At 71.8% G+C, this 23,246-nt stretch carries 20 protein-coding genes; 8 read left to right on the forward strand and 12 right to left on the reverse strand.

The window, feature by feature from the left end; genetic code table 11:
• The first annotated feature begins 114 nt into the window (after positions 1-114).
• Together ABZ956_RS16240 and ABZ956_RS16245 are read left to right on the forward strand one after the other, a co-directional pair.
• Entirely contained in the window at positions 115-1,497 is a 1,383-nt protein-coding gene (locus ABZ956_RS16240) for a tetratricopeptide repeat protein (RefSeq protein ID WP_361893056.1), read from the forward strand.
• 118 nt (positions 1,498-1,615) lie between these two features.
• Positions 1,616-3,178: an NAD(P)/FAD-dependent oxidoreductase gene (locus tag ABZ956_RS16245; protein ID WP_361893059.1), complete on the forward strand. Its 1,563-nt coding sequence runs from the start codon at positions 1,616-1,618 to the stop codon at positions 3,176-3,178.
• A gap of 24 nt (positions 3,179-3,202) precedes the next feature.
• On the opposite strand, the gene ABZ956_RS16250 is transcribed toward ABZ956_RS16245, so the two are convergent.
• Complete coding sequence (locus tag ABZ956_RS16250) at positions 3,203-3,931, reverse strand: DUF6766 family protein (protein WP_361893062.1); 729 nt, start codon at positions 3,929-3,931, stop codon at positions 3,203-3,205.
• Positions 3,932-4,018: 87 nt separating this feature from the next.
• Positions 4,019-4,465, reverse strand: a complete 447-nt coding sequence (locus ABZ956_RS16255; protein WP_361893065.1) for a hypothetical protein — start codon at positions 4,463-4,465, stop codon at positions 4,019-4,021.
• 162 nt (positions 4,466-4,627) lie between these two features.
• Between ABZ956_RS16255 and ABZ956_RS16260 the strand changes: the two genes are divergently transcribed.
• Positions 4,628-5,335, forward strand: a complete 708-nt coding sequence (locus ABZ956_RS16260; RefSeq protein WP_361893068.1) for an RraA family protein — start codon at positions 4,628-4,630, stop codon at positions 5,333-5,335.
• Between the two features lie 37 nt (positions 5,336-5,372).
• Here ABZ956_RS16260 and ABZ956_RS16265 read toward each other — a convergent pair whose 3' ends face one another.
• The 4 genes from ABZ956_RS16265 to ABZ956_RS16280 form a co-directional block, all read right to left on the reverse strand.
• Entirely contained in the window at positions 5,373-6,425 is a 1,053-nt protein-coding gene (locus ABZ956_RS16265) for a chitinase (RefSeq protein WP_361893070.1), read from the reverse strand.
• Positions 6,426-6,628: 203 nt separating this feature from the next.
• A complete protein-coding gene (locus ABZ956_RS16270) occupies positions 6,629-8,281 on the reverse strand; it encodes an APC family permease (RefSeq protein ID WP_361893072.1) in 1,653 nt (550 codons plus the stop codon).
• 385 nt (positions 8,282-8,666) lie between these two features.
• A complete protein-coding gene (locus tag ABZ956_RS16275) occupies positions 8,667-10,037 on the reverse strand; it encodes an aldehyde dehydrogenase family protein (RefSeq protein ID WP_361893075.1) in 1,371 nt (456 codons plus the stop codon).
• 81 nt (positions 10,038-10,118) lie between these two features.
• Positions 10,119-10,547 carry a hypothetical protein gene (locus tag ABZ956_RS16280; protein ID WP_361893078.1) on the reverse strand — a complete coding sequence of 143 codons (429 nt, stop codon included), beginning with the start codon at positions 10,545-10,547 and terminating at the stop codon, positions 10,119-10,121.
• A gap of 323 nt (positions 10,548-10,870) precedes the next feature.
• On the opposite strand from ABZ956_RS16280, the gene ABZ956_RS16285 reads away from it, so the two are divergent.
• Positions 10,871-12,070: a hypothetical protein gene (locus ABZ956_RS16285; RefSeq protein ID WP_361893080.1), complete on the forward strand. Its 1,200-nt coding sequence runs from the start codon at positions 10,871-10,873 to the stop codon at positions 12,068-12,070.
• A 128-nt stretch (positions 12,071-12,198) separates the two neighbouring features.
• On the forward strand, positions 12,199-13,818 hold the full coding sequence (locus tag ABZ956_RS16290) for an FAD-binding protein (protein WP_361893083.1): 1,620 nt from the start codon (positions 12,199-12,201) through the stop codon (positions 13,816-13,818).
• Positions 13,819-13,865: 47 nt separating this feature from the next.
• On the opposite strand, the gene ABZ956_RS16295 is transcribed toward ABZ956_RS16290, so the two are convergent.
• Together ABZ956_RS16295 and ABZ956_RS16300 are read right to left on the reverse strand one after the other, a co-directional pair.
• Entirely contained in the window at positions 13,866-14,360 is a 495-nt protein-coding gene (locus ABZ956_RS16295) for a nuclear transport factor 2 family protein (RefSeq protein WP_361893086.1), read from the reverse strand.
• 72 nt (positions 14,361-14,432) lie between these two features.
• Positions 14,433-15,710 (reverse strand): alpha/beta hydrolase, encoded by a 1,278-nt coding sequence (locus ABZ956_RS16300; protein WP_361893089.1) that lies wholly within the window; start codon positions 15,708-15,710, stop codon positions 14,433-14,435.
• A gap of 183 nt (positions 15,711-15,893) precedes the next feature.
• Here ABZ956_RS16300 and ABZ956_RS16305 point away from each other — a divergent pair, with 183 nt between their 5' ends.
• Both ABZ956_RS16305 and ABZ956_RS16310 read left to right on the forward strand, forming a co-directional pair.
• A complete protein-coding gene (locus ABZ956_RS16305) occupies positions 15,894-16,907 on the forward strand; it encodes a winged helix-turn-helix domain-containing protein (RefSeq protein ID WP_361893273.1) in 1,014 nt (337 codons plus the stop codon).
• A gap of 121 nt (positions 16,908-17,028) precedes the next feature.
• Positions 17,029-18,438 carry an amino acid permease gene (locus ABZ956_RS16310; protein WP_361893092.1) on the forward strand — a complete coding sequence of 470 codons (1,410 nt, stop codon included), beginning with the start codon at positions 17,029-17,031 and terminating at the stop codon, positions 18,436-18,438.
• Positions 18,439-18,522: 84 nt separating this feature from the next.
• On the opposite strand, the gene ABZ956_RS16315 is transcribed toward ABZ956_RS16310, so the two are convergent.
• Positions 18,523-18,774 (reverse strand): hypothetical protein, encoded by a 252-nt coding sequence (locus ABZ956_RS16315; RefSeq protein ID WP_361893095.1) that lies wholly within the window; start codon positions 18,772-18,774, stop codon positions 18,523-18,525.
• A 230-nt stretch (positions 18,775-19,004) separates the two neighbouring features.
• Complete coding sequence (locus tag ABZ956_RS16320) at positions 19,005-19,658, reverse strand: CatB-related O-acetyltransferase (protein WP_361893097.1); 654 nt, start codon at positions 19,656-19,658, stop codon at positions 19,005-19,007.
• Between the two features lie 306 nt (positions 19,659-19,964).
• On the opposite strand from ABZ956_RS16320, the gene ABZ956_RS16325 reads away from it, so the two are divergent.
• Positions 19,965-21,143 carry an abortive phage infection protein gene (locus tag ABZ956_RS16325; protein ID WP_361893100.1) on the forward strand — a complete coding sequence of 393 codons (1,179 nt, stop codon included), beginning with the start codon at positions 19,965-19,967 and terminating at the stop codon, positions 21,141-21,143.
• Positions 21,144-21,467: 324 nt separating this feature from the next.
• On the opposite strand, the gene ABZ956_RS16330 is transcribed toward ABZ956_RS16325, so the two are convergent.
• Both ABZ956_RS16330 and ABZ956_RS16335 read right to left on the reverse strand, forming a co-directional pair.
• Complete coding sequence (locus tag ABZ956_RS16330; RefSeq protein ID WP_361893103.1) at positions 21,468-22,391, reverse strand: MurR/RpiR family transcriptional regulator; 924 nt, start codon at positions 22,389-22,391, stop codon at positions 21,468-21,470.
• Between the two features lie 75 nt (positions 22,392-22,466).
• Entirely contained in the window at positions 22,467-23,213 is a 747-nt protein-coding gene (locus ABZ956_RS16335) for a helix-turn-helix transcriptional regulator (protein ID WP_361893106.1), read from the reverse strand.
• Between the last annotated feature and the right edge of the window lie 33 nt (positions 23,214-23,246).

A 23,246-nucleotide genomic window follows, 5' to 3' on the forward strand; every position in this document is an offset into this window, starting at 1 on the left:
CCCCACGCATCCGGACGCGTCCCGCCGGGCAGGGATGTCCTGCCGCCGGCGGCCGAACGCACGGGCGGCCGGACGGGAGGAACCGGGGTGGAAAAGGATCGGCACGCTCAGACGATGACGGGCACCGGCGCCGAAGCGGTGCGGCACTACGAAAAGGCGCTGGACTGCCTGCTCTACTTCCGCGAAGAGGTGAACACGCAGGTGCGGGCGGCGGTCGCCGCCTCCCCTCGCTCCGTCATGGGAAACGTCTTCGCGGCGTATCTGGGCCTGCTGGGAACGGAGGAGAAGGACGCGGCCGACGCGCGGAAGCAATTCGGGGAATTCCGCCGGAGCGTGCGCCCGGAGGAAGCCACGCCCCGCGAGCGGATGCACATCGAGGCCGCCTCCGCCTGGCTGCGCGGTGACGTCCACCGGGCCGGTCACGTGCTCGCCGAGCTCAGCGTGTCGCATCCGCGCGACGCGCTCGCCCTCGCGGTGGGGCACCAGATCGACTTCTTCACCGGCGACGCCGTGCTGCTGCGCGACCGCGTCGGCGGTGCGCTGTCGGCCTGGGACACCAGCGATCCGCACTACGGTTTCCTGCTGGGGATGTACGCGTTCGGCCTGGAGGAGGCGGGCCACTACCGGCGGTCGGAGCAGGTGGCCCTGGAGGCCGTGGAACGCGACGCCCGCGACGTGTGGGGAATTCACGCCGTCGTGCACGCCTACGAGATGCAGGGGCGGTTCGCGGACGGGATCCGCTACCTGGACGAGCGCGTGGGCGACTGGGCGGACGGCAACTACCTGAACGTGCACAACTGGTGGCACTACGCCCTCTATGTTCTGGAGACCGGCCGGACCGACCGGGTGCTGGACGTCTACGACGCCGCCCTGCACCACGAGGGCTCGGCCGGCGTCGCGATGGAGCTGCTGGACGCGGCGTCGTTGCTGTGGCGCCTGTACCTGGCCGGTGTCGACACCGGCGACCGCTGGTCCGCCCTGGCCGACGCCTGGGCGGGCCGCGAGGACGGCGCCTACTACGCCTTCAACGACGTGCACGCCGTCATGGCCTACGTCGGGGCGGACCGCGTCGGCGATGCCGAGGGCCTCATCCGCGACCGGCGGACCTGGGTGCGCGACCCGCGGCCGGGGGTGTCCAACGTCTCGATGACCGCCGAGGTCGGGCTGCCGGTGTGCCGGGCCCTCGTCGCCTACGGGCGGCGACGGTACGACGAGGCGGTCGGCCTGCTGCTCCCGCTCCGGCACCGCCTCCATACCTTCGGCGGCAGTCACGCCCAACGTGACGCCATGCAGAGGACCTTGGTGGAGGCGGCGCTGCACGCGGGGCGCCGGGACCTGGCGCGCACGCTGCTGAGCGAGCGGATCAACCTGCGCCCGGTGTGCCCGTACAACTGGGGTGCCCGGGCCCGGCTCGCCGAGCAGCTCGGCCGGCCGGACCAGGCGGCCGCGGACCGCCGCCGTGCCGCTGAGCAGAGGGCGGCGGCGATCGTCCGGTGAACCGTCCCGCCTGACTGCCCCGCGTAGACGGATTTCCCGTCCCACCTGCGTCTTTTGCCGACTACACCGCGTGTCCGGCCCGGTGCCAGAATCCCTTATGGAGCGATATGACGCGATTATGATCGGCGGCGGTCACAACGCCCTCGTCACAGCCGCCTACTTGGCGCGTGCGGGCTGGGGCGTCCTGGTCCTGGAGGGGAACGACCGCCCCGGCGGCCTCGTCCGTACCGAGGAGCTCACGGTGCCCGGCTTCCTGCACGACACCTACTCCTCGGCGCACCCGCTGTTCACCTCCGGCCCCGCCTACGCCGAGCTGGGGGCCGAGCTGGCCGCGCTCGGCCTGACGTACCGCGCCTCCCGTTACGCGATCGGCGTCTCGATGCCCGGCTCGCGCTCGGCGGTGTTGTCGACGAACGCCGAGGAGAACGTGGCGGAGGCGGAACGGCTCGCGCCGGGCGACGGCGGCGCGCTCACGGCGTTGCTTGAGGAGTTCGCACCGCACGCCGGTCCCGTGTTCGGGCTGTTCGCGGCCGAACTGAGCACTGCGGAGTCGGCCCGGGTCATCCATGACCTGATGCACGAGAACGGGCACTACTCCACGTTCGCGCAGTCCTTCTTCCGCGACGCCAGGGACATGCTCGAACACCGCTTCGCCTCGCCCGTGCTGCACGGGCTGCTGGCACCGTGGTCGCTGCACCTGGGCCGCGGGCCCGACGAGGTGAACAGCGCCTTCTGGACCGTACTGGCGCTGCTCGCCGTGACCGGCGCGGGCATGCCCACCCCGGAGGGCGGCAGCGAGCGGCTCGCCCAGACGCTGGCCGCCCTGACCGAACGGCACGGGGGGCAGGTGCGGACCGGGCGGTGGGTGGAGCGGATCCTGGTCCGCGGGGGACGTGCGGTGGGGGTGCGCACGGCCGACGGCGAGGTCTTCCACGCCGCGCGAGCGGTCATCGCCTCCGTCAATCCCGACCAGCTGTACCTGAAACTGCTCGCCCACGAGGAACACGTCGTACCGCCCCTGATCCGGCGGCAGGCCCGCGGATACCGCTACGGGCGCGGCTGCGTCCAGATCCACCTGGCGCTCTCCGAGCCGCCGCGGTTCGAGGACGAACGGCTGGCCCGTACCGGGCAATCGCATCTCACCGGGGGGCTCGACGCGCTGTCCCGTTCGGTCAACGAGGCCACCCGCGGGCTGCTCCCGGCCGAACCGACCATCTCCTTCGACACGCCGTCCGCCGCCGACCCGTCCCGCTGCCCGCCGGGCGCGGCGGTGGCCAGGCTGCAGATCCTCGACGTGCCGCTGCGGCTCCGCGGGGACGCCGCCGGCCGGATCGACACCGGAGCGGGCTGGAGCGAGCAGGTCACGGACGCCTTCGCGGACCGGGTCGTCGAGATCGCCGGACGACACGCCCCGAACCTGCCCGGCGCGATCATCGCACGGCATGTGATCGGCCCGGCCGACCTGGCCCGGTTCAACCCGAACTGCGGTCCGGGCGACCCGTACGGCGGGAGCCACGAGCTCGCCCAGAGCTACCTGTTCCGGCCGCTGCCGGGCCAGCCCTCGCACCGGAGCGTCATCGCGAACCTGTTCATGGTCGGTGCGGCGACGTGGCCCGGGCACGGCGTCAACGGAAGCTCCGGTTACATCGTCGCCAAGGAAGCCCTTCGTCCGGCTCGCTGAGGGCGGCGGCCGCCCGGGCCCGCGTCAGCCCTCGACACCGGTGGCGGTGTGGGCCGCGCCGACGGGCTTCGATTCGGGTGAGCCCCGTTGGCGGAGGTAGATGGAGAGGACGGCCATGGAGGCGACCGCCAGCAGTTCGGACTGCCAGTTCTGCAGGGTGCGGCTCCAGAACTCCGCGCGCAGCAGGTACTCGCTCCAGCTGACGGGTGCCTGCAGCTGGCGCAGTTGTTGTTCGTTGTAGGCGGATGTGCCGGTGACGGATTGCGCGAACCAGGACAGCAGGAAGATGAAGCCCATGACCAGGCCGAGCGAGTGGGAGTACACGGCCTGGCGCCACCCCCGTGCGGCCGCCCAGCGGGGAGAGCCGGCCTTGGCGTGCTCTCCGGTCATCTGCTCACGGTCGGATTCGGGGCCGGCCTTGCCGATGTTCTTCGATTCGGGTGAGCCGCGCTGGACGAGCCAGACGGTGACGAAGACGTAGAGGAAGAACTGCAGGTATTCCGATTGCCAGTTCTCGGTGACGTCGACGGCGAAGTCCGAGGACGTCAGATAGTCGGGAAAGCTGACCGGTGCCAGACCGTCAGTGATCATCAGGCTGTTGAACTCGGCTCGCCCGGCCACCGCCTGGCCCGCGATCGCCAGCAGGAACCCGACACCGAAGGCGAGGCTGAGCCCGTTGTCGTGCAGGAAGCGCCCGACTCCTCCCCCGCTCTTCGCCCGCGCGCCCTCAGGTGATCCCGTGGCCCGGCTCATCGGTGCATCAGCCCCAGTGCGGTGAAGTACGCCAGGCCCGCGACGATCACGAGCAGGCACGAGCCGAACATCGCTCTCACGGCATCGTCACCTGCCCTTGACCGCGCACTGGTAGGGCTCCTCCGGGCGCGGTACGCATCCGGCGGCGGTCACCTTCCATCCGGTGGGGAAACGGGCCAGGAACAGGGTGTCGTGCTCGAGAACCGCTCGCGCCTGGTCCCCGTAGAGGTCCACGTGCCGCACCGCCCCGGCCACGGGCAGTTCCCCGCGGTCCAGCGCCTGCTCGCACGGACGCCCGGCCGACGCCTCCACTTCCTCCCGGGTGCCGGGGGCGAGAGCAGCGCACAACGCCACCTGCCGCCCGGCCTTCAGGGCCCGCTCGAAGCGGTCGGCCGCGGCGCGGGCGTCGTCGCGGCGTTCGGGCAGCGTGCCGCACGCGGCCGTGCCGGCGAGCAGCGCCGCCGCGACCCCGGCCCTCAACCGGCGCGAACCGCCGACGACGGCACCCGGCGCCCGCGTCCCCGGCCTGTTCACGGCATCATCACGCACGCCACACTAAAAGGCACCGGCGAACATTCAGGACATTTCCCTCTGCGACACCGCCGCCGGCCTCCACGAAGCACCTGCGCGCCCGCACCCGCCGGCAATACCGTGTGCCCGGACGAGCCACACCGCGCGGCGCGGAGAGGACACGGCATGGACCACCACGAGCTTCGCCGGCGATTCGCGGCACTGACGACCCCCCACGTGGCGGACGCCTGCATCCGGGCCCACGTCCCGGTGCGCTGCGCACCCGCGCCCATGAGGGCGGTGACACCCGGCAGCCGGCTGGCCGGACGGGTGGCTCCCGCGCGGCACGTCGGCAGTGTCGACATCTTCCTCGAGGTGTTCGAAGGGGCGGCCCCCGGCGACGTGCTCGTGGTGGACAACGGTGGACGGCTCGACGAAGCGTGCGTCGGCGACCTCGTGGCTCTGGAGGCCCAGGCCGCCGGGCTGGAAGGGATCGTGATCTGGGGGCTGCACCGCGACACGGCCGACATCCGGGCGGCCGGACTGCCGGTCTTCAGCCTGGGAGCACTGCCGACCGGCCCCCTGCGCCTGGACGCCCGGCCCCGGGACGCCGTGGAGTCGGCCGCCGTCGGGGAGTGGACGGTGACGCGCGAGGATCTGGCCTTGGGCGATGACGACGGCGTGCTCTTCGTGCCGGCCGACCGCGCCGGGGAGGTGTTCACGCTGGCGGAGACGATCCGTGACACCGAGCGGCGCCAGGCCGAACGCCTCCGCGCGGGCGTCACCCTGCGCCGGCAGGTGCGGTTCGACGCCTACCTCGCCCAGCGCGAGAGAACGCCGTCCCTGACGTTCCGCGATCATCTACGGGGCGGGGGCGGGGCCGTCGAGGAATGAGGGGTGCGACCTCGTTCGGGGTCGAGGCGGCCGTGCGTCAGCGCCCCTGCAGGGCCTTCACGTTGTCCCCGAACGTCCACCCCTTCGACCCGTCCCAGTTCAGCGACCAGGTCATGAGCCCCTTGAGGGCGCCGCCGTAGGTGTTCCATGCCTGCGAGACCAGGTTCGGGGGCATGTGGCCGCCGCCCGCGCCCGGCTGCGCGGGCAGGCCCGGGACCTGCTTGTCGTAGGGGACGCGGATGGTGGTGCCCTGGACGACCAGGCCCTTGTTCAGGCAGTCCGTCTGGGCGGTGAAGCCCTTGACCGTGCCGGCCTGGTACGAGTCACCGGAGCAGCCGTACATGCTGCCGTTGTAGTACTGCATGTTCAGCCACCAGAGCCGGCCGTTGTCCGCGTACTTCTTCACGATCGGCAGGTAGGCGCCCCAGATCGAGCCGTACGTGACGCTGCCGCCGGTGACGTAGGCCGTCTCGGGCGCCATCGTCAGGCCGAAGCCGGCGGGCATCTTCTCGAGCACTCCGTCGATGATGCGCACGAGGTTGGCCTGGGAGGTCGACAGCCTGGTGATGTCACCGCTGCCGGTGAGGCCGGTCTCGATGTCGATGTCGATGCCGTCGAAGTTGTACGCCTTGAGGATCGGCACCACCGTCTCGACGAACCGGTCGGCCACGGCGGCGGAGCTCAGGTCGATGCCGGCCGTGGCACCGCCGATGGACATCAGGATCGTGGCGCCCGCCGCCTTGGCGCGGCACATCTCGGCAGGGGTGGCGACCTTCACCGTCGCGTCCATCCCGTCCTCCCACAGCACGGTGCCGTCGGGGCGGATGACCGGGAAGGCCGCGTTGAGCACGTTGTAGCCGTGGTCGCGGATGCGGGGGTCGGTGACCGGGGTCCAGCCGAACGGCGGGTGCACGCCGTTCGCCGCCCCGTCCCAGTTCTCCCAGTAGCCCTGGAGCACCTTGCCCGGGGGCTTCGGCTTGACCGCGCACGTCTCCTCGCGCGGCGCGCCGGCCGCGGGGGCGGCCGGCAGGTGTACGGCGAAGGCCATGGCCAGCGCCACGCCCAGGAAAAGCGCCGTCCGACCGCTCATCCTCGAGCTCCCTTCTGGGCACGGCCGCACAACGTGGCGGCCGTGGTGGGGGGTTCGAGCGCACCGTAGAGTCGCACTGACGATCGGTCAATAGGTCTGGACCAACCTCCCGCCGGGGGCGCCGGGCGGTGGCCCACGCCGGCCGGCCCTCGCGTACCCCTGGGGCGCGAGGGCCGGTCCGCGGGTGGCGGGAGCCGCCGGTGTCAGGAGGCGGTGGCCCCGACGGGTTCGGCGTGGCGCTGTCCGGGCACGGACCCGGCGGTGGCGTCGAGCACGGGGTCGGGGTCCGGCAGGCCCGCGCGGTGGGCCTGGACGCCGGCGCGTACGGCCCAGAAGTAGAAGCCCAGGGCCGAGAGGGCGACCAGCGTGATGTCGAGGCCGCCGGGGATGACGCCGTGGCCGCCGAACTCGGAGCTGCCGAGGGCGGACAGCAGCGCCAGCCACAGCAGGAACGCCACCATCCACCAGGCCGGTGCGAACTGCCGGCGCAGGCTCGTCTCGCCCTTGCGGCGCAGCACCACCGCGGCGATGGGCACCGAGATCAGGGTGAGCAGGGCGACCTTGCCGGTGTTGGGCCACTTCGACCAGTACAGGGCGCAGGCCGCGAAGGCGAAGGTGACGGGGCAGAGCACCGTGGCCGCGGGGAGGCGGAACGGGCGGGGCAGGTCGGGCTTGGTCTGCCGGAAGACGCCGACCGCGATGGGGCCCATGAGGTAGGAGACGACCATCGCGGCGGAGACGACGCTGGCCAGGGCCTCCCAGCTGTGGCCGACGGTCAGGAGCAGCAGCACGGAGAAGCCCAGGTTCAGCCACATGGCGGGGCGGGCGACGCCGTAGCGGGGGTGCACCTCGGCGATCTTCTTGGGGAAGAAGCCGGTCTCGGCGAGGTTCTGGGCCAGGTACGCGGCCGAGGCGACGTTGCCGATGTTGGCGCCGTTCGGCGAGATGAAGGCGCCGAACTGGAGCATGGTGACGACCCAGTGCAGCATCAGCAGCTTGGCGAGGTCGGCGAAGGGGGACGCGAAGTTGATCCCGCTCCAGCCGCCGGCCTCGGCGAGCCGCTCCGGCGGTACGGCGCCGAGGAAGGCGACCTGGAGGGCGAGGTAGATGACCAGGCCGAGGGAGAGCGCGCCGACGAGGGCGAGCGGGATGGCGCGGCCGGGGTTCTTGGCGTTGCCGCCGAGGTTGACGACGGCCTGGAAGCCGTTGAAGGCGAAGACGACGCCGGAGGCGGAGACGGCGGTGAGCACCGCGGACCAGCCGTTGGGGGCGAAGCCGCCGTGGGCGGTGAAGTTGCCGGTGTGGAAGCCGGAGGCGATGAGCGCGCCGACGGCGAGGACGGGGATGGCGAACTTGACCAGGGTCAGGAGGTTGTTGGCGCGGGCCAGCAGCTCGACCGACCAGTAGCAGGCCAGCCACAGGGCCACGGTCAGGAGCAGCGCCATCGCCATGCCGGTGCCGGTGAGGCTGCCGTCGGAGACCAGCCCCCGGGCCCAGCCGAAGCTCCAGGACGACATGTACTGGGTGCCGGCGATGGCCTCGATGGGGATGAGGGAGGCGGTCGCGATCCAGACCGCCCATCCGGTGACGAAGCCCAGCACCGGGCCGTGCGAGATGGAGCCGAACCGGGCCATGGCGCCGGGCAGCGGGTAGGCGGCACCGACCTCCGCGTACGTCATGGCGATCATGCCGATGAAGACGGCGCCGATCACCCAGGCGACCAGCGCGGCGGGCCCGGCGACCTGGGCCGCCTGACCGGCTCCGAAGAGCCAGCCCGAGCCGAAGATCGACCCCAGCCCGATCATTATCAGGGCGAAGAGGCTGAGGCCTTTTCGATTGGCCGCGCTCATATCCACGACGTACTTTTCCGTTCTGTCCGGAGACCGAGGGGGCGCCTCTACACGCCTCTCGGTCATCCGGTTCGCCGGGCCTGCTCCGTCGGCGCGCGCCGACAGGCGACGCCGTCTGCCGGGCTGAGCGGAAGCAACCGTCTGCACTGCGTGCCGGCCCCATGGGCTTCGCCGAGATCGGCCCCCGGGGAGCGGACACCGGGTGTGGCGCGACGGGTCCGGCCGGCCGTGGATTAAGATCGACGGCTGTCCGGGCTCGGTGGCGACGAGATGGCCGAGGACGCAATAGCGACGCCGGACATATTACGCCAACCAGGGGTAACACCTGCATTCGGCCCATCGACGGCGCTCACCCGGCGTGACCGTACGACCTGGGCCGTTCCCGCCCTCCTCAGGCCGGCGGCCCCTCGAGCACCGCCTTGCGGTGGCTGAACGTCTCGATCGAATAGCGGCCGTGGTAGTTACCCATGCCGCTCTCGCCGACGCCGCCGAACGGCAGATCGGACACCGTGAGGTGAGCCAGCGGAAGGCCGAAGCCGATGCCGCCGGAGGAGGTTTCCGAGGCCAGCCGCCGCCGGGTGGCGGCGGAATCGGTGAAGGCGTACAGCGCCAGCGGCTTGTCGCGGTCGTTGATGAAGGCGATGGCCTCGTCCAGGCCGTCGACCGTGACGATGGGGAGGATGGGCCCGAAGATCTCCTCCCGCATGACCGGCGCCCCGGGGTCGACGTCGGCCAGGACGGTCGGGGCGATGTATTTCGTGGCGCGGTCGCTGTCGCCGCCGGTCACCACGCGGCCGGAGCCGAGCAGGGCGGTCAGCCGGTCGAAGTGGCGCTCGTTGACGATCCGCCCGTAGGCGTCGGAGTCCGCGGGGGCGGATCCGTACAGCGCCTCGACGGCCCGGACCAGGGCGGGCTCCAGGGCGCGGGCCGTGTGCGGGTCGGTGAGGACGTAGTCGGGCGCGACACAGGTCTGGCCCGCGTTGAGGAACTTGCCGGCGGCGAGCCGCGCCGCGACCGTGTCCGGGTCCGTGTCGCGGTCGACGAACACCGGCGACTTGCCGCCCAGCTCCAGGGTGACCGGCGTGAGATGCCGGGCCGCCGCGGCCATGACGACGCGACCCACGGTCCCGTTGCCGGTGTAGAAGATGTGGTCGAAGCGCTCGGCGAGCAGGGCCGTGGTCTCGGGGACGCCGCCCTCGACGACGGCGACCGCGTCCGTGTCGAGGTACGTGGGCAGGAGGCGGGCGAGGGCGGCGGAGGTGGCGGGGGCGAGCTCGCTCGGCTTGGCGACGACCGCGTTGCCGGAGGCCAGCGCTCCCACCATGGGGGCGAGCAGCAGCTGCGCGGGATAGTTCCAGGGGGCGATGACGAGGACGACGCCCAGCGGGTCGTACTGCGTCCAGGCCGTGGCCCCGCCGAGGTGGGGCGGGACCGGGGCCGGCTCGGGGCGCAGCCAGTCGGCGAGGTGGTCGAGGGTGTGGTCGATCTCCCGGATCGTGAAGTCGATCTCGGTGCGGTATGCCTCGTAGGTGCTCTTGCCCAGGTCCTCGTGGAGCGCGGCCACCAGCTCTCCGTCGCGCTCGGTGAGCATCGTGCGCAGGCGGCGCAGCTGGTCGGTGCGCCAGTCGGTGGACCGGGTGCGGCCCGTGCGGAAGGTGGCGCGGAGCCGGGCGACGACGTCGGCGGGCTGCTCGGGGGCGGTGGGGTGCATGGTGCCTCGATCGCGGTGGTCGGTCGGACGACGTTTGCTTGATGTCCTCAAGCAACCACTTTGATGTAAGCGCCAATATTTAAAGTTGTCAAGTAATGCCCGAGGGGTGGGTAGCCGTCACCCGGCCGGGCGTCACCGGGGTGCCGCGACCGGCTGCGGCTGCGGCTCCCGCCCCGCGTCGGCTGCGGCGCACAGGAACGCCTCGATGTCCTCGTCCTCGCATCCGCCCAGGATGGTGTGAAGGGCGTCGAGGATGGCGCACGCCCAGGCGAACGCTTCGCCGGGCCGCGCGCCGAAGGCCGAGCGGAGGGGACCTGCGAGGTACGAGCCGTAGGGGATCGGCGAGCCGGCCGTCCCTCCGGCCTGGCGGTAGCCACGGAACCCTTCGACCGCGCAGGCCATGAAGCCGGCGAAGTCATTGCCCAGGAGTTCGCGGATGTCGCGCAGCAGCAGCGTCGCCGCGTGGAGGCCGCGCGGGCCGGCGCTCAGCGCCTTGTCGCCCATGCGCCGCTGAAGCCGCCGGGCCAGGGCGGCCTGGTACAGGGTGTCCTCGTGCGTCATGAGCGCATGGCTATCCGACACCGCACGACGGTGACGGGTGGCTCGCCGCCCCGTCCCCTGGATGGATGCGCCGCACATCCGGCCCGTCCCCCGCAAGGCCCCCGCGTGCGCGGGCGTGTGACGCGGCGTCCGCTGCGCCGGTACGAGCCGGCCGAGCGCCCCGCGCGAGGTGCGGGCGCCTGCGGAACGCCGCCGGCGCCCGTTTAGAGTTGCCGCGCCGACCTGGCGAAACCCTGACAAGAGAGCGTGCGGTGACAGTCGAACCACCTGTGCCCGGCAGACCCTCCAGCGATGACGGAGGAACACCTTCCATACCTGACGAGGTGTGGGAGCGCTTCACCCGGGACCATGAGCAGGCGATCCGCGCGTCGGCCGCCCCCAAGGAACCGTCGGCGCGGGCCCGCATGGTCACGGCCCGGCTGCGGCAGGAGGACGAGCAAGCCGCCACGGCCGGCCGCAAGGGCCTGGGCAGGCTCAGGGCCGGGAACCGCCGCAGCAGGAACGCTGCCCCCAAGGAGCCGGAGGGCTGGCGCACCGGGCCCGCCCGGCAGGAGATAACCCGGCGAGCGGACCGCAAACGCCGCATCCTCGGTGGCCTCGGCATCCTCGTCGCCGTGGCGGCCCTCCTGTTCGCGCTCAACCCCGGCGCGTTCCTCTCCCGGCTCCCCGGCGGCCAGGGCAAGGGCGAGGCGGCCACGCGGACGAGCCCGGCGCCCCTGCCCGCGGAGACCGGCCGCCCCGACGGGGCCCCGGGTGAGGCGCCGGCGGACACCCCGACCCTCGCCCGGCCCTTCGCCGGCTCACCGGCCGAGCGATACGCCGACGGCGCGAAGGGCCTCGTCCTGCCCGAAGCGGAGGCGGTCGGCACGCTGTCGAAGGAACAGGTCACCTCGGCCCTGAAACTGACCAGGGACTTCCTCGTCATCGCCAACCTCGAGCCCGCGACGTTGCGCGGCGAGCGCCCCACCGGGGCGATCGCCCTGATCGAACCGCGCCAGGAGGAGCTCACCACGCTGGTGAACGCCTCCCTGAGCAAGCCCGACCGGGAACACGACCCGCTGCGACTCTTCAGCCGCTTCGACCCGAACGACGTGCGCCTGGTGGGCGACACCGTCAAGACCCGGGGACGGATGACGTTCAAGAAGGGCGAGGAGGGCTCCGTTCACGTCCACGCCGACTACACCTTCGTCTACCCGCTGGTGAAGAAGGCGGACGGTTCCCGGGAGGTGACACGCACCATCGTGCGCCGCGTCCTCGAGACCGAGCTGTACGACCCCGCCCGTTTCCAGGTGACGCCGGGCAAGCTGACCGTCCGGTCCTACAACGTGGACATCGGCAATTCCGCCTGTGACGTCGACGACGGTTTCCTGCACCCGGCCTTCTCGTCCGGACACCCCGGCACACCGGCACCGTCCGGACCGGCCGTCGACCCCTACGACCGCAGCCGGGACCTGGACGCCGACGCGAACGCCGGCGGCAAGCCCGGGTCGCGAGGCGAGTGCGGCACGGCCAGCAGGACGTGACCCACCCCTAGGGGTGCCCCTACACCGTTCGGTGGAGGGGCAGTTGGTCATCACGGATGATGTTCCGCCGCGGCACAGCGCCCATGGTGGGGAGAGATCTTTTCCTACGGCGACAAGGAGAGCGGGCCATGGCGGAAGTGACGCGACGCGGCGTACTGGCGGGCGCGGCGGTGATCGGCGGTGCGGCCGCCACGGCGGCCGCACAGGGCTTCGCCGCTCCGGCCGCGCTCGCCGCGGCGCCGACGGACGGCCCGCCCCCGCCGGGAGCGGTCACCGTCGGCCCCGACGACCCCCGTTACCGTTCCCTCACCCACCGCGGGTTCAACGCCCGTTTCGTCGGGAAGCCCGACTACGTACGCGTGGTGAGCACGACCGCGCAGGTCGTCGACGCGGTGCAGCGGGCGGTGCGGGAGGGCAAGCGCATCGCCGTGCGCAGCGGTGGGCACTGCTTCGAGAACTTCGTCGACGATCCGTCGGTCCGCGTCGTCATCGACGTCTCCCCCATGACCTCGGTCTCCTACGACGCCCGGCGGCGGGCTTTCGCGGTCGAGCCGGGCGCCCTGCTCGGCGAGGTGTACCGCAGATTATTCCTCGGCTGGGGCGTGACCATCCCGGCGGGCGCGACCCCCGAGGTCGGCATCGGCGGCCACGTCCTGGGGGGCGGATACGGCGCCCTGTCCCGCCGGTACGGCCTGTCCGTCGACCACCTCCACGCCGTCGAGGTCGTGGTCGTGGACAAGTCCGGGAAGGCCTCCGCCGTGGTGGCCACCCGGGAGCCCACGGACCCCAACCATGACCTGTGGTGGGCGCACACCGGCGGCGGGGGCGGCAACTTCGGCATCGTCACCCGCTACTGGTTCCGCGACCCCGCGGCCAGGGGCTCGGACCCCGCGCAGCTGCTGCCCAGGGCCCCGGAAGCGCTCACCACCTTCTACGCCACCTGGTCCTGGAAGGACCTCGACCAGCGCTCGTTCGACGAACTGGTGCGCAATCACGGCACCTGGCACGAGCGCAACAGCGCCCCAAACTCGCGCTACGCCGGGCTGTTCAGCGTCCTGATGCTCAACAGCCGCAAGACGGGCACCGTCACCCTGGTGGGGAACCTGGACTCCACCGGAACGGGGGCCCAGCGGCTGATCGACGACTATGTCGCCGCGGTGGGCCGTGGGGTGGGCGCGCGCCCCTACCGTGGGCAGGAGGAACAGCCGTGGCTGCAGGTCGCGGGCAGTGTGCAGGAGACGGCCCCGGTCTTCTTCAAGGGCAAGGCCGCCTATCTCCGCAAGCGCTTCGCGGACCGGCAGATCACCACCGTCCACGACCATCTGTCGAGCAAGACCGGTGGTGACGTCGAGGGCGCGCTGTGGCTCGTCTCGTACGGCGGAAAGGTCAACACGGTCCCGGCCGACGCGACGGCCGTCGCACAGCGCGACTCGATCCTCAAGGCGGTCTACATGACCAGCTGGCAGCCTCCGCAAGGGAATCCCGACACGTGCCTGTCGTGGGTGCGCGACTTCTACCGGGCCATGTACGCCGACAGCGGCGGCGTCCCCGTGCCGGGCGCGGTGAGCGACGGCTCCTTCATCAACTACCCGGACACCGACCTCGCCGACCCCGCCCTCAACACCTCGGGCACCGGCTGGCAGACCCTCTACTACAAGGACAACTACCCTCGCCTGCAACGCGTCAAGGCCCGGTGGGACCCCCGCGACGAGTTCCGTCACGCGCTCTCCATCCGCCCGCCGAAGTGACGGTCGGGGCCAGGAGGGCGACGCGCTCCCCCTCATGACGCCGGCGGCTACCGGGCCTCCTGGAGCGCCCGGACCGCTTGGACCGCTTCGGGGAGCACGGGCGGTTCGCCCGTGGCCCAGAGCGCCTGGACGGACGTGCGGCAGAAGCGCCAGCCGTCGGGGGTGCGGCGCAGGTCGGCCTCCCACAGGCCGCCCACGGTGAAGAGGGGATCGGTGCCCTCGCCGAGCGCCTGGAGGGTGGAGGTGTGGTGGACATGGGTCATCAGGGCGTTCCAGGAGGCCGTCGCCCGTCCCGAGGCGGCATCGACGTCGACCAGGACGTCGGTGGTGATGTGCTGGGTGCGGGCGAACCGTCCGAGGGCCTCTTCGGTGTGCTCGCGCACGGCGTCGAGGCCCTCGGACGTCCCGATGGGGGTTTCCGCGCGCACGTCGTCGGTGACGTAGGCGCGGGCCCAGTCGCCCTCGAACCCGCGCTGGTCCAGGGCGCGGAAGAAGCGGCTGATGAGCGCGGTGATCTCGGTGTGATCCGGCTGTGTGGTCATGTCCTCACCCTCCTGCCTCAACCACACTTGAGGTCAAGCGCGGACGGGGCATGACGCCCGGCCGGACGTCCGTCAGTGCGACGGCAGGTGCCGGGTGAAGAACGAGAGCAGGCAGTGCCGCACCCACGGCACCGACGTCGCCGGGGCGACCGTGCCGACCAGCTTGTCCCGGCCGGCGGCGGTCATCAGGCCGGCGGCCTGCAACTGGGGGACCGTGGCGGCGTGGTCGGTGAACACCCAGTGCCTGGCGTCGGCGAGCTGCCGCCGGCCGGTGTGCCCTTTGCCGTGCGCGAGCATGGCGGACCAGGAACGTTCCAGCTGCCGCTTCTCGCTGAAACCGTCGGTTCCCAGCAGGAGCAGCGGCCGGTCCACGCCGTAGCGGGCCACGGGGAACAGCTCTCCTTCCGTGCCGGGCGTCTGCGGCGGGTGGTCGAGGAAGCCCTCCATGGTGACCGCCGCGCGGATGCGGCGGTCCTCGTACAGTGCCTGGGCCGCGGTCGTACCGCCGGCCGAGTGGCCGTAGACGCCCACCCGGCGCATGTCCAGCGCGCGCCCGAGGCCCTCGGGCAACGCCCGTCCGCAGGCGTCGGGGTTCCCTCCGCTCGCCAGTACCGCGAGCTGGTCCAGGACGAACCGGGTGTCGGCGATCCGGGTGGCGATGACGGTGCGGAAGAGGTCCGGATCCGTGCGGGGGTCTCCTCGGAGCACGGTGTCGCGGACCTTGTTCCGGTGGTTCGCCTTGTCCGGGAAGTCGACCTCACTGGCGTCCCCGGGGTGGTCGATGGTCACCACGACATAGCCCCGGCCGGCCAGTTCCTCCGCGATGCCGGTGCCCAGGGTGCGCGGGTCGCCGCCTCCCGGGCTGTACAGGAGCACGGGCCGCCGGACGGGCCGGGCGGGAGCGTCCGCGTACGAGTGGGTCATGGTGGCCGCCCATCGCACGCCCGTCCTCGGCAGCTCGGGGTGTATCGCTGGGGCCGTCTCCTGGTACGAGGCCGCCGCGTCCGCGGTCATCCACGGTGCGAGCCGGTGGCCGCCGACGGCGCGGGCCGGGTAGAAGACGGTGACCATCACTTCCCGGACGGGGATGGCACGGTCCCACGGGTCGCGCCGGGAACGGTCGACCAGGTACAGCGTGGTGACCCCGGTCCGGTGCGGTCCGGTCGGCGCGGGCAGGCGCACGACGACATCGCCTGCGGCCGCCCGCCGGTCCTGGGCCCGCGCGATGCCGCCACCGCCGCCGGCGCTCGCCAGCAGCAGCGCACCGGCCAGTGCGGCCGACTTGGTGACGGTTCGCCGGTCCATCGCGGGCGTCGCACCGTCCCGGCCGGGAGCCTGTGTGCGGAACATGGCTCTTCCCCTTCCTGTTCCTGTCTTGGCGACGCCCTGTCTTTGTGACGTCGGTCCTTGCCCCTGCCGTCACTTCTCTGGGGAAATGACGGGGCGTGACATGAATGCTGGAGTGCGGCGGGAGCACGGGCGATCCTTCAGGCCCTGACCGAAAGGCTTGCGCGGCGTGGTGGAGGTGGTGTGGTGATACGGGTCCGCTTCACGGCCACCGACTTCGCCCGCGTCCGGTTCGCACCCCGGCCGGCCCCGTTGCAGGAGCTGAACGTCGCCCTGATGAGGATGTGCCTGCCCGGCGACGACGTCCTCGCGGGCCGCTGGAGGCGCCGGCAGTGGCGTTCCCTGCCGCTCGCCGTCGGGCCGTTGCGGGACCTGGTGCCCGCCGAGCGGGCCCCGCTCTTCATCGACGAGTTCAGCGACACGCTCGAGGACGGGCTGGACAGCGTCCGCTCCACGCCCGCGGACCTGGTCCGCTCCGAACTCGAGCGGGTGTACGCCGGTCACCCGGCGCCGGCTCCGCCGTGGATCCGCCATCTGCACCGCGGTGACGCCGATGCCTGGCGCCTCCTGCGCCGCGCGCAGCACGCGGCCTTCGACTCGGTGCTGGGCCCGGTGTGGCCCCTGGTGCAGGATCTGCACCGGTCGGAGTTCACCCGTCACGCCCTGACCGTGGCCGAGCACGGCGTCGGCGCGGCGCTCACCGCTGTCGTTCCGGGCACCCGGCTGCACGAGGGCGTCTGGGAGTGGGAGGGGCCCGGCGAGCGGGACATCGAGCCGGGCGGTCACGGGGTGGTGCTCGTGCCCACCTTCCACTGGCGCGGCCGCCCCCTCCTCGCCCACCTGCCCGGTCGCCCCCTGTACGTGACGTATCCGGCCGGTCCGGGTCTTCCGCTCCCGCCGCCGGGGCCGGCCGGCACGGACGACGCGCTGGCGGGGGTGCTCGGCCGGACCCGCCTCGCCACGCTGCTCCTGCTCGCGGAGGAGCACACCACCGGCGACGTCGCCCGGCGGCTCGGCGTCAGCAACGCCACCGCCTCCGCCCACTGCGCCGCCCTGCGCGGCGCGGGCCTGATCACGTCGGTCCGCGCGGGCCGGGCGGTCCTGCACCGGCGTACGGCTCTGGGGAGCCTGCTGGTCCAGCACGGGTCCATGACCCCGGGGCGGCCCGGGGGCCCCGATCGCGGGGTCTCCGGCGCGTAGCGATCACACCGCGGTCACGTTGCGTGAACCAACTGTCCGGATATCGGACGAGTCGGCCGCGCCGTCGCCCGAATGCCCATACTCGAGGCTTCCCAATCTCGCATGATGGACAGGTACGACCATGAGCCGGACACTCCCGTCTCCTCCCCCGCTCACCGAGGACCCGCCGCGAGGGGGGTCCCCCCTCTCGAACGGGCTCAAGCAGCGGCACCTTTCGATGATCGCCCTGGGCGGTGTCATCGGCGCGGGCCTCTTCGTGGGCTCGGGCGCCGGCATCGCCGCGGCCGGCCCGTCCATCGTGCTCGCGTACGCCGCGTCCGGCCTGCTCGTGATGTTCGTGATGCGGATGCTCGGGGAGATGTCCGCGGCCAACCCGGCCTCCGGCTCCTTCTCCGTCCACGCCGACCGCGCGATCGGCCCGTGGGCCGGCTTCACCGCCGGCTGGATGTTCTGGACCCTGCTGGTCGTGGGCGTGGCGATCGAGGCGATCGGCGCGGCCCACATCATGCAGGGCTGGTTCCCGGGCACCCCCTCCTGGCTGTGGGTGCTGGCCTTCATGGCGCTGTTCTGCGCCACCAATCTCGGGGCGGTCTCGCACTTCGGCGAGTTCGAGTTCTGGTTCGCCGCTCTGAAGATCGGCGCGATCGCGCTCTTCCTGACCCTCGGCGCGCTGGCGATCCTGGGCGTCCTGCCCGGCAGCGACTCCCCCGGCACCGCGCACCTCCTCCACGACGGCGGTTTCCTGCCCAACGGCATGGACGGGCTGCTCGTGGGCCTCCTGGCCTCGCTCGCCGCGTACGGCGGGCTGGAGACGGTGACCATCGCGGCCGCCGAGTCCGAGGACCCGGTGCGCGGGGTGGCCAAGGCGGTGCGGACGACGATGTGGCGGATCGGCATCGTCTACGTCGGCTCGATGCTGGTGATCGTCGCGCTCATCCCGTGGGACGACAAGGCCGTCACGGACAGCGGCCCGTACGCCGCCGTGCTCGACCGCCTGGGCGTGCCCGCCGGCGGCCAGATTATGAACGTGGTGGTACTGATCGCCCTGCTGTCCGCGATGAACGCCAACATCTACGGCTCCTCGCGCATGGCCTACTCGCTGGTCTCGCGCGGTCAGGGTCCCAAGTTCCTGGCCAAGGTCTCGGGCGGAGTGCCGCGCCGCGCGGTGCTCGCTTCGTCCGCGTTCGGTTTCTTCGCCGTCCTGCTGTCGTACTGGTATCCCACCACCGTCTTCGCCTGGCTGCTGAACATGGTCGGCGGGGTCGTGCTCGTGGTGTGGGGCTTCATCGCCGCCTCGCAACTGCTGCTGCGCCGCAGGCTGGAGCGCGAGGCACCCGAGCAGCTGGTGGTGCGGATGTGGGGCTTCCCGTACCTGACCTGGGTGACGCTGGCCGGGGTGGCCGGGGCGCTGGTGCTCATGACCCTCGATACGGACACCCGGGTGCAGGTGTACTTCACCGGCGGCCTCGCCCTGGCGCTGGCCGTGATCGGCTACGTACGCGGGCGGACCGCCGCCGCCACGACCGGCTGAGCGCCTGCTCCGCGCGCCATCCACAGTCCCCCGCTTCACACAGGCCGGGCCCCGTAAGGAGAGAACGGGGCCCGGCCTTCGCCGTCAGGCCTGGGGCCGCTTGACCCATCCCTTCTTCACCAGCTCGTCGCAGTGCCACTTGGCGTAGGCAGGGCTCTCGCCGTGCTGCTTGGCGGCGCTGAGGCAGTCCTTGTAGGGGAAGGGCGGCTGGTCGGCGCGCAGGCCCGCCGGGGAGTGGGCTGCGGGGGCGGTACGGACGGCCGACGCCGACGCGCTCGTTCCACTGAAGGCGATGACCGCAAGGGCCACAGCAACCACGACATTCATCCGGCGCACAGCACTTCTCCCTCTCTCCGCTCCGGAACACCCGCTCCGGATGCACGGGCCGTTCGCGGGCCCGTCGCCTACCGGCCACCGCTGTTCGCGGTGGCCCACTCGCCACCACAACAACGAGCGCGGCCGCCGGGAGAAACGACCGTTTGCGACTAATGACCACTTATGGTCAATGGCTGCTTATGGCCAATGACTGACTTATGGGCAATGGCGGCTTACGGTCGATGACCGCTCTATGGCTGTCGGCTCGTGGGGGCGGCAGCCTCGAGGGCGTCGACGCTGCCGGACATGATGGTGCGCACGTGCTCGGTGATGTGTTCCGCCGGCCAGTCCCACCACGCGATCTCCAGCAGGCGGGCGATGTCGGCGTCGTCGTAACGGGTGCGGATGAGCCGGGCGGGGTTGCCGCCGACGATGCCGTAGTCGGGGACGTCGTCGACGACGACGGAGCCGGAGGCGATGACCGCACCGTGACCGATGCGCACCCCGGGCATCACCGTGGCGCGGTAGCCGAACCAGACGTCGTTGCCGATCACGGTGTCACCGCGTCCGGGCAGGCCGGTGATCAGGTCGAAGTGCTCGGCCCAGGAGCCGCCCATGATGGGAAACGGGAACGTCGACGGGCCGTCCATGCGGTGGTTGGCGCCGTTCATGATGAAGCGCACCCCGGTGCCCAGCGCACAGAACTTGCCGATGATCAGCTTCTCCGGCCCGTAGTGGTAGAGCACATTGCGGGTCTCGAAGGCGGTCGGCTCGTCGGGGTCGTCGTAGTAGGAGTACTCCCCCACCTCGATCAACGGCGAGGTCACCAGTGGTTTGAGCAGCACCACTCGCGGCTGCTCGGGCATGGGATGGATCGCTGTGGGGTCGGCGGGGACAGCATGCATGACAGATCACTTTCGGAATGCGCCGGTGTTGTGCTTGTGGATCACATGCTCGCATCCGCCACCCGGGCCGTTCGACGCCGCTTTCGGCAGTTGAGAACGCCTGATGTCCATGCCCTTTGGACTCAGGGCGAGTTGGCGGCGAACAGTTGTACAACGAAAGTCGCGGTCCGGGGCCAAGAGCCCATACCTGCGGCGCAGATGCCATAGACCATCGGCTGACGACCCGGCATGCCGCCGCTCGCGAGACTGGGAGCCGCCTCACGGGACGGTGGGGCGAAGTGGCGAACACAGGGACGGGGAGCCGTTGTGCACAGCGAGGGAATCAACCGGGCGCGGTTTCTGGCCGGAGCGGCGGCTGCCGGGGTCGGGGTGGCGGCCGGGGCGTTACTGACGGCCGGCCGGGCCGCGGCGGCCGGGAGGACGCCGGCGGCGCGGAGCGGGACAGGGGGCGGGCGGGGTGGGCGTGGTCTGACGTACCGGGGGGTGTGTTACGAGGTCGGGGCGGGAGAGACACCGGCGACCGGGTGGAGCGCCGCGAGAATGCGCGAGGACATCCGGGTGATCAAGGACGAGTTGCACGCCAGCTCGGTCTCGGTCTTCGGTGACGGCGTCGACCGGCTGTCGGCCACCGCGTCGGAAGCGGCGGAGCGCGGCCTGCACGTCTGGCTGCAGCCGCGCCTGGGGGACCGCCCGGAGCACGAGATCCTCGACCACCTGGCGGAGGTCGGCCGGCACGCCGAGCGGCTGCGGCGGCAGGGTGCCCGCGTCCACCTCAGCGTCGGCTGCGAATTCGTGCTGTACGTACCGGGAATCGTCCCGGGCGAGAACGTCCTGGAGCGGGTCGAGAACATGCTCAAAGGGGCGTTCGATCCGGAGCAGACGGCCCGGCGGCTGCGCAGTTTCATCGCGCGGTCGGCCATGGTCGGCAGGTCCGTCTTCCGCGGCGAGCTGACCTACGGCGCGGCAGCCGACGACGACGTCGACTGGGGGCTGTTCGACATCGTGAGCGTCAACTACTACGCGTACTTCCCCCGCCGGGCCGATTACGTCCGGGAGCTGACGGCGTACCGGCGCTGGGGCAAGCCGGTGGCCATAACCGAGTTCGGCACGTGCGCGTATGTGGGCGCTCCGCAGCGGGGCGGCATGGGGTGGCACACCGTCGACTACAGCAAGGAGGAGCCCGAGATCGTGGGCGACCTCGTCCGCAGTGAGCGGACGCAGGCCGTGTACATCACCGACATGCTCGAGGTGTTCGAGTCGATGGGCCTGTACGCGGCGATGGTCTACGACTTCGTCAGCCCGGACGCTCCGCACCGCTCCGAACCACGCCATGACCTCGACATGGCGAGCTACAGCATCGTCAAGACGATCCGGCAGGAGGGGCGGGGGCGGTCGGGGCCCGGGGGCCCGGCATCCGACTGGCACTGGGAGCCGAAGGAGGCGTTCCACGCGCTGGCCCGGCACTACGGACGTGCCAGGGCCTGAGTCGGGCCGGACGATTGACCGGCGGCCCCGGCCCAGGGGTAGACCAGGGGCCGCCGGGGGGCATCCGAGGGGAGCGGACTACCCGAACGGAACGCCATGGGCTGACTGAGGAGGGTGTCGCCCTGGACGCTCGTCCACGTGGCTCCCGGGGGCTCGCCGTCGCGAGCGCTGTACCGGCCGGATTCAGCCCCGTTCGGGCCCAGGCGCCACGGCTAGTAAATATATTTACTGCCAAGTAAGCAAGCGCATGAAAAATTTCATGCCTGGGGAGGGGGTGAAAAGCCGCGAAGACCGCGAAGGCCCGGGCGGCTGGGGCCTTTGGGGTCAGCGTTCGAGGAAGAAGTCGTGCTGCTCGGCGGCCTGCTCGTACTTCTCCAGCCTCAGCTGGGTGCGCTCGGGGTCGGCGTCGGCCATGGCCTGCAGGAGGGCGGCGGACAGAACGCCCGGCGCCGCGTACGAGTCGAAGACGAGGCGCGATCCGGTGCCGGCGGTCAGCGCCACATCGGCTTCCTCCACGAGCGGCCCCATCGCCACATCGGTGATCAGTGCGACGCGCAGCCCCGTGCTGCGCGCGGCCCGCATCGCCGCCAGGGTCTCGTTGGAGTGCCTCGGCATCGCGAAGGCCAGCACCCACGTCCCGCCCGCCTCGCGGGACTGGAGCAGCGCGTCGTAGGCCACGCTGCCGCCCCGGGAGACCAGCCGCACGTCCGGATGGATCCGTTTTGCCGCGTAGGCAAAGTATTCGGCCAGGGAGACCGAGATGCGCAGACCCAGAATCGTCAGGGGAACCGAGCGGGCGAGCTCGCGGCCGATCTCCAGCACCCGGTCGGTGTCGGCGAACACCCGGCGCAGGCTCTCCAGATTCGCGATCTCGGCGTCGACGGCGGCCTGCAGCTCGTTGCGGCGGGTCTCCTCCCGGGTGTCCGGGGACCCGGCGACCGCGCTCAGGGCGAGGGGCTGCAGGGCCTCACGGAGCGCGGGGTATCCGCTGAAGCCCAGAGAGGAGGCGAAACGGGTCACCGACGGCTGACTCACGCCCACGCGCTCCGCGAGGTCCGTGATCGACAGGAACGCGGCCTCGGTGAGGTGGTCGGTGATGTACTGCGCGATGCGCCGCTGCGCGGGCGACAGCCGGTGGCCGCCGAACAGAGCACGGACCTTGTCCCCGGGTGCGGGTTCCATCCCCGGAGACCACCCGCCCGGCGTGATCGCGGACGCCTGCGCCCGTGCCTGCTGCCCTGATGGCACCGGTGTGCCTCCTTCTCGCATCTCCAGGTCAACATAGCTCACCTGCGAAGGACCGAGCGGTCTGGCCTCGTCCGGTCAGTGACGGCGGTTGTGGGTGCCGGGGGTGTAGCCGAAGGCGCGGCGGAAGACGTCGATGAAGGCGCTGGCGGAGGACCAGCCGCAGTGGTGGGCGACGGTGGTGACCGGCACGTCGTCGGCGAGCAGGCGCAGGGCGTGATAGAGGCGCAGCTGGGTGCGCCACTGGGGGAAGGTCATGCCCAGTTCGCGGCGGAAGAGGCGGCTGAGGGTGCGTTCACCGGCCCCTGCCGCTGTGGCGAGGGCGGCCAGGGGGCGCGGGTCCGCGGGGTTGTGGTGCAGGCGGTCGCAGACGGCGGTGAGGCGGGGGTCGGTGGGGGCGGGCAGGTGCACGGGTTGCTGGGGTGAGGCGCGCAGTTGGTCGAGGAGGACCTCGCGCAGGCGCAGCCGCTCGGGGGTGTCGTGATGGGGGCCGGCGGTGTAGGCGAGGAGCAGTTCGCGCAGCAGGGGGCTGACGGCGAGGACGGTGGGGGCGTCGAGGCCCAGGGGGTTGGTGTCGGGGGGCAGGCCGAGCAGGTGCAGGGCGAGGTGGCCGTGTGCGCGGTGGGCGTGGACGCATCCGGCGGGTACCCAGATGGCCCGGGTGCCGGGGGCGACCCAGGTGCCGGCGTCGGTGGTGACGGCGAGGACGCCGGAGCCCGCGTAGATGATCTGGTGGTCGTCGTGACGGTGCGCGTCGATGCTCTCCCCGGGGGCCAGCGCCCGGGTGCTGGTGGGCGCTTGAGGGGTGTGGCGGATGTCCGGCATGGATTGGCATTTTATCGAAAGCGCGTCAGATGG

Origin of the sequence: Streptomyces sp. NPDC046261 (assembly GCF_040646235.1) — a bacterium.
Taxonomy (GTDB): Bacteria; Actinomycetota; Actinomycetes; order Streptomycetales; family Streptomycetaceae; genus Streptomyces.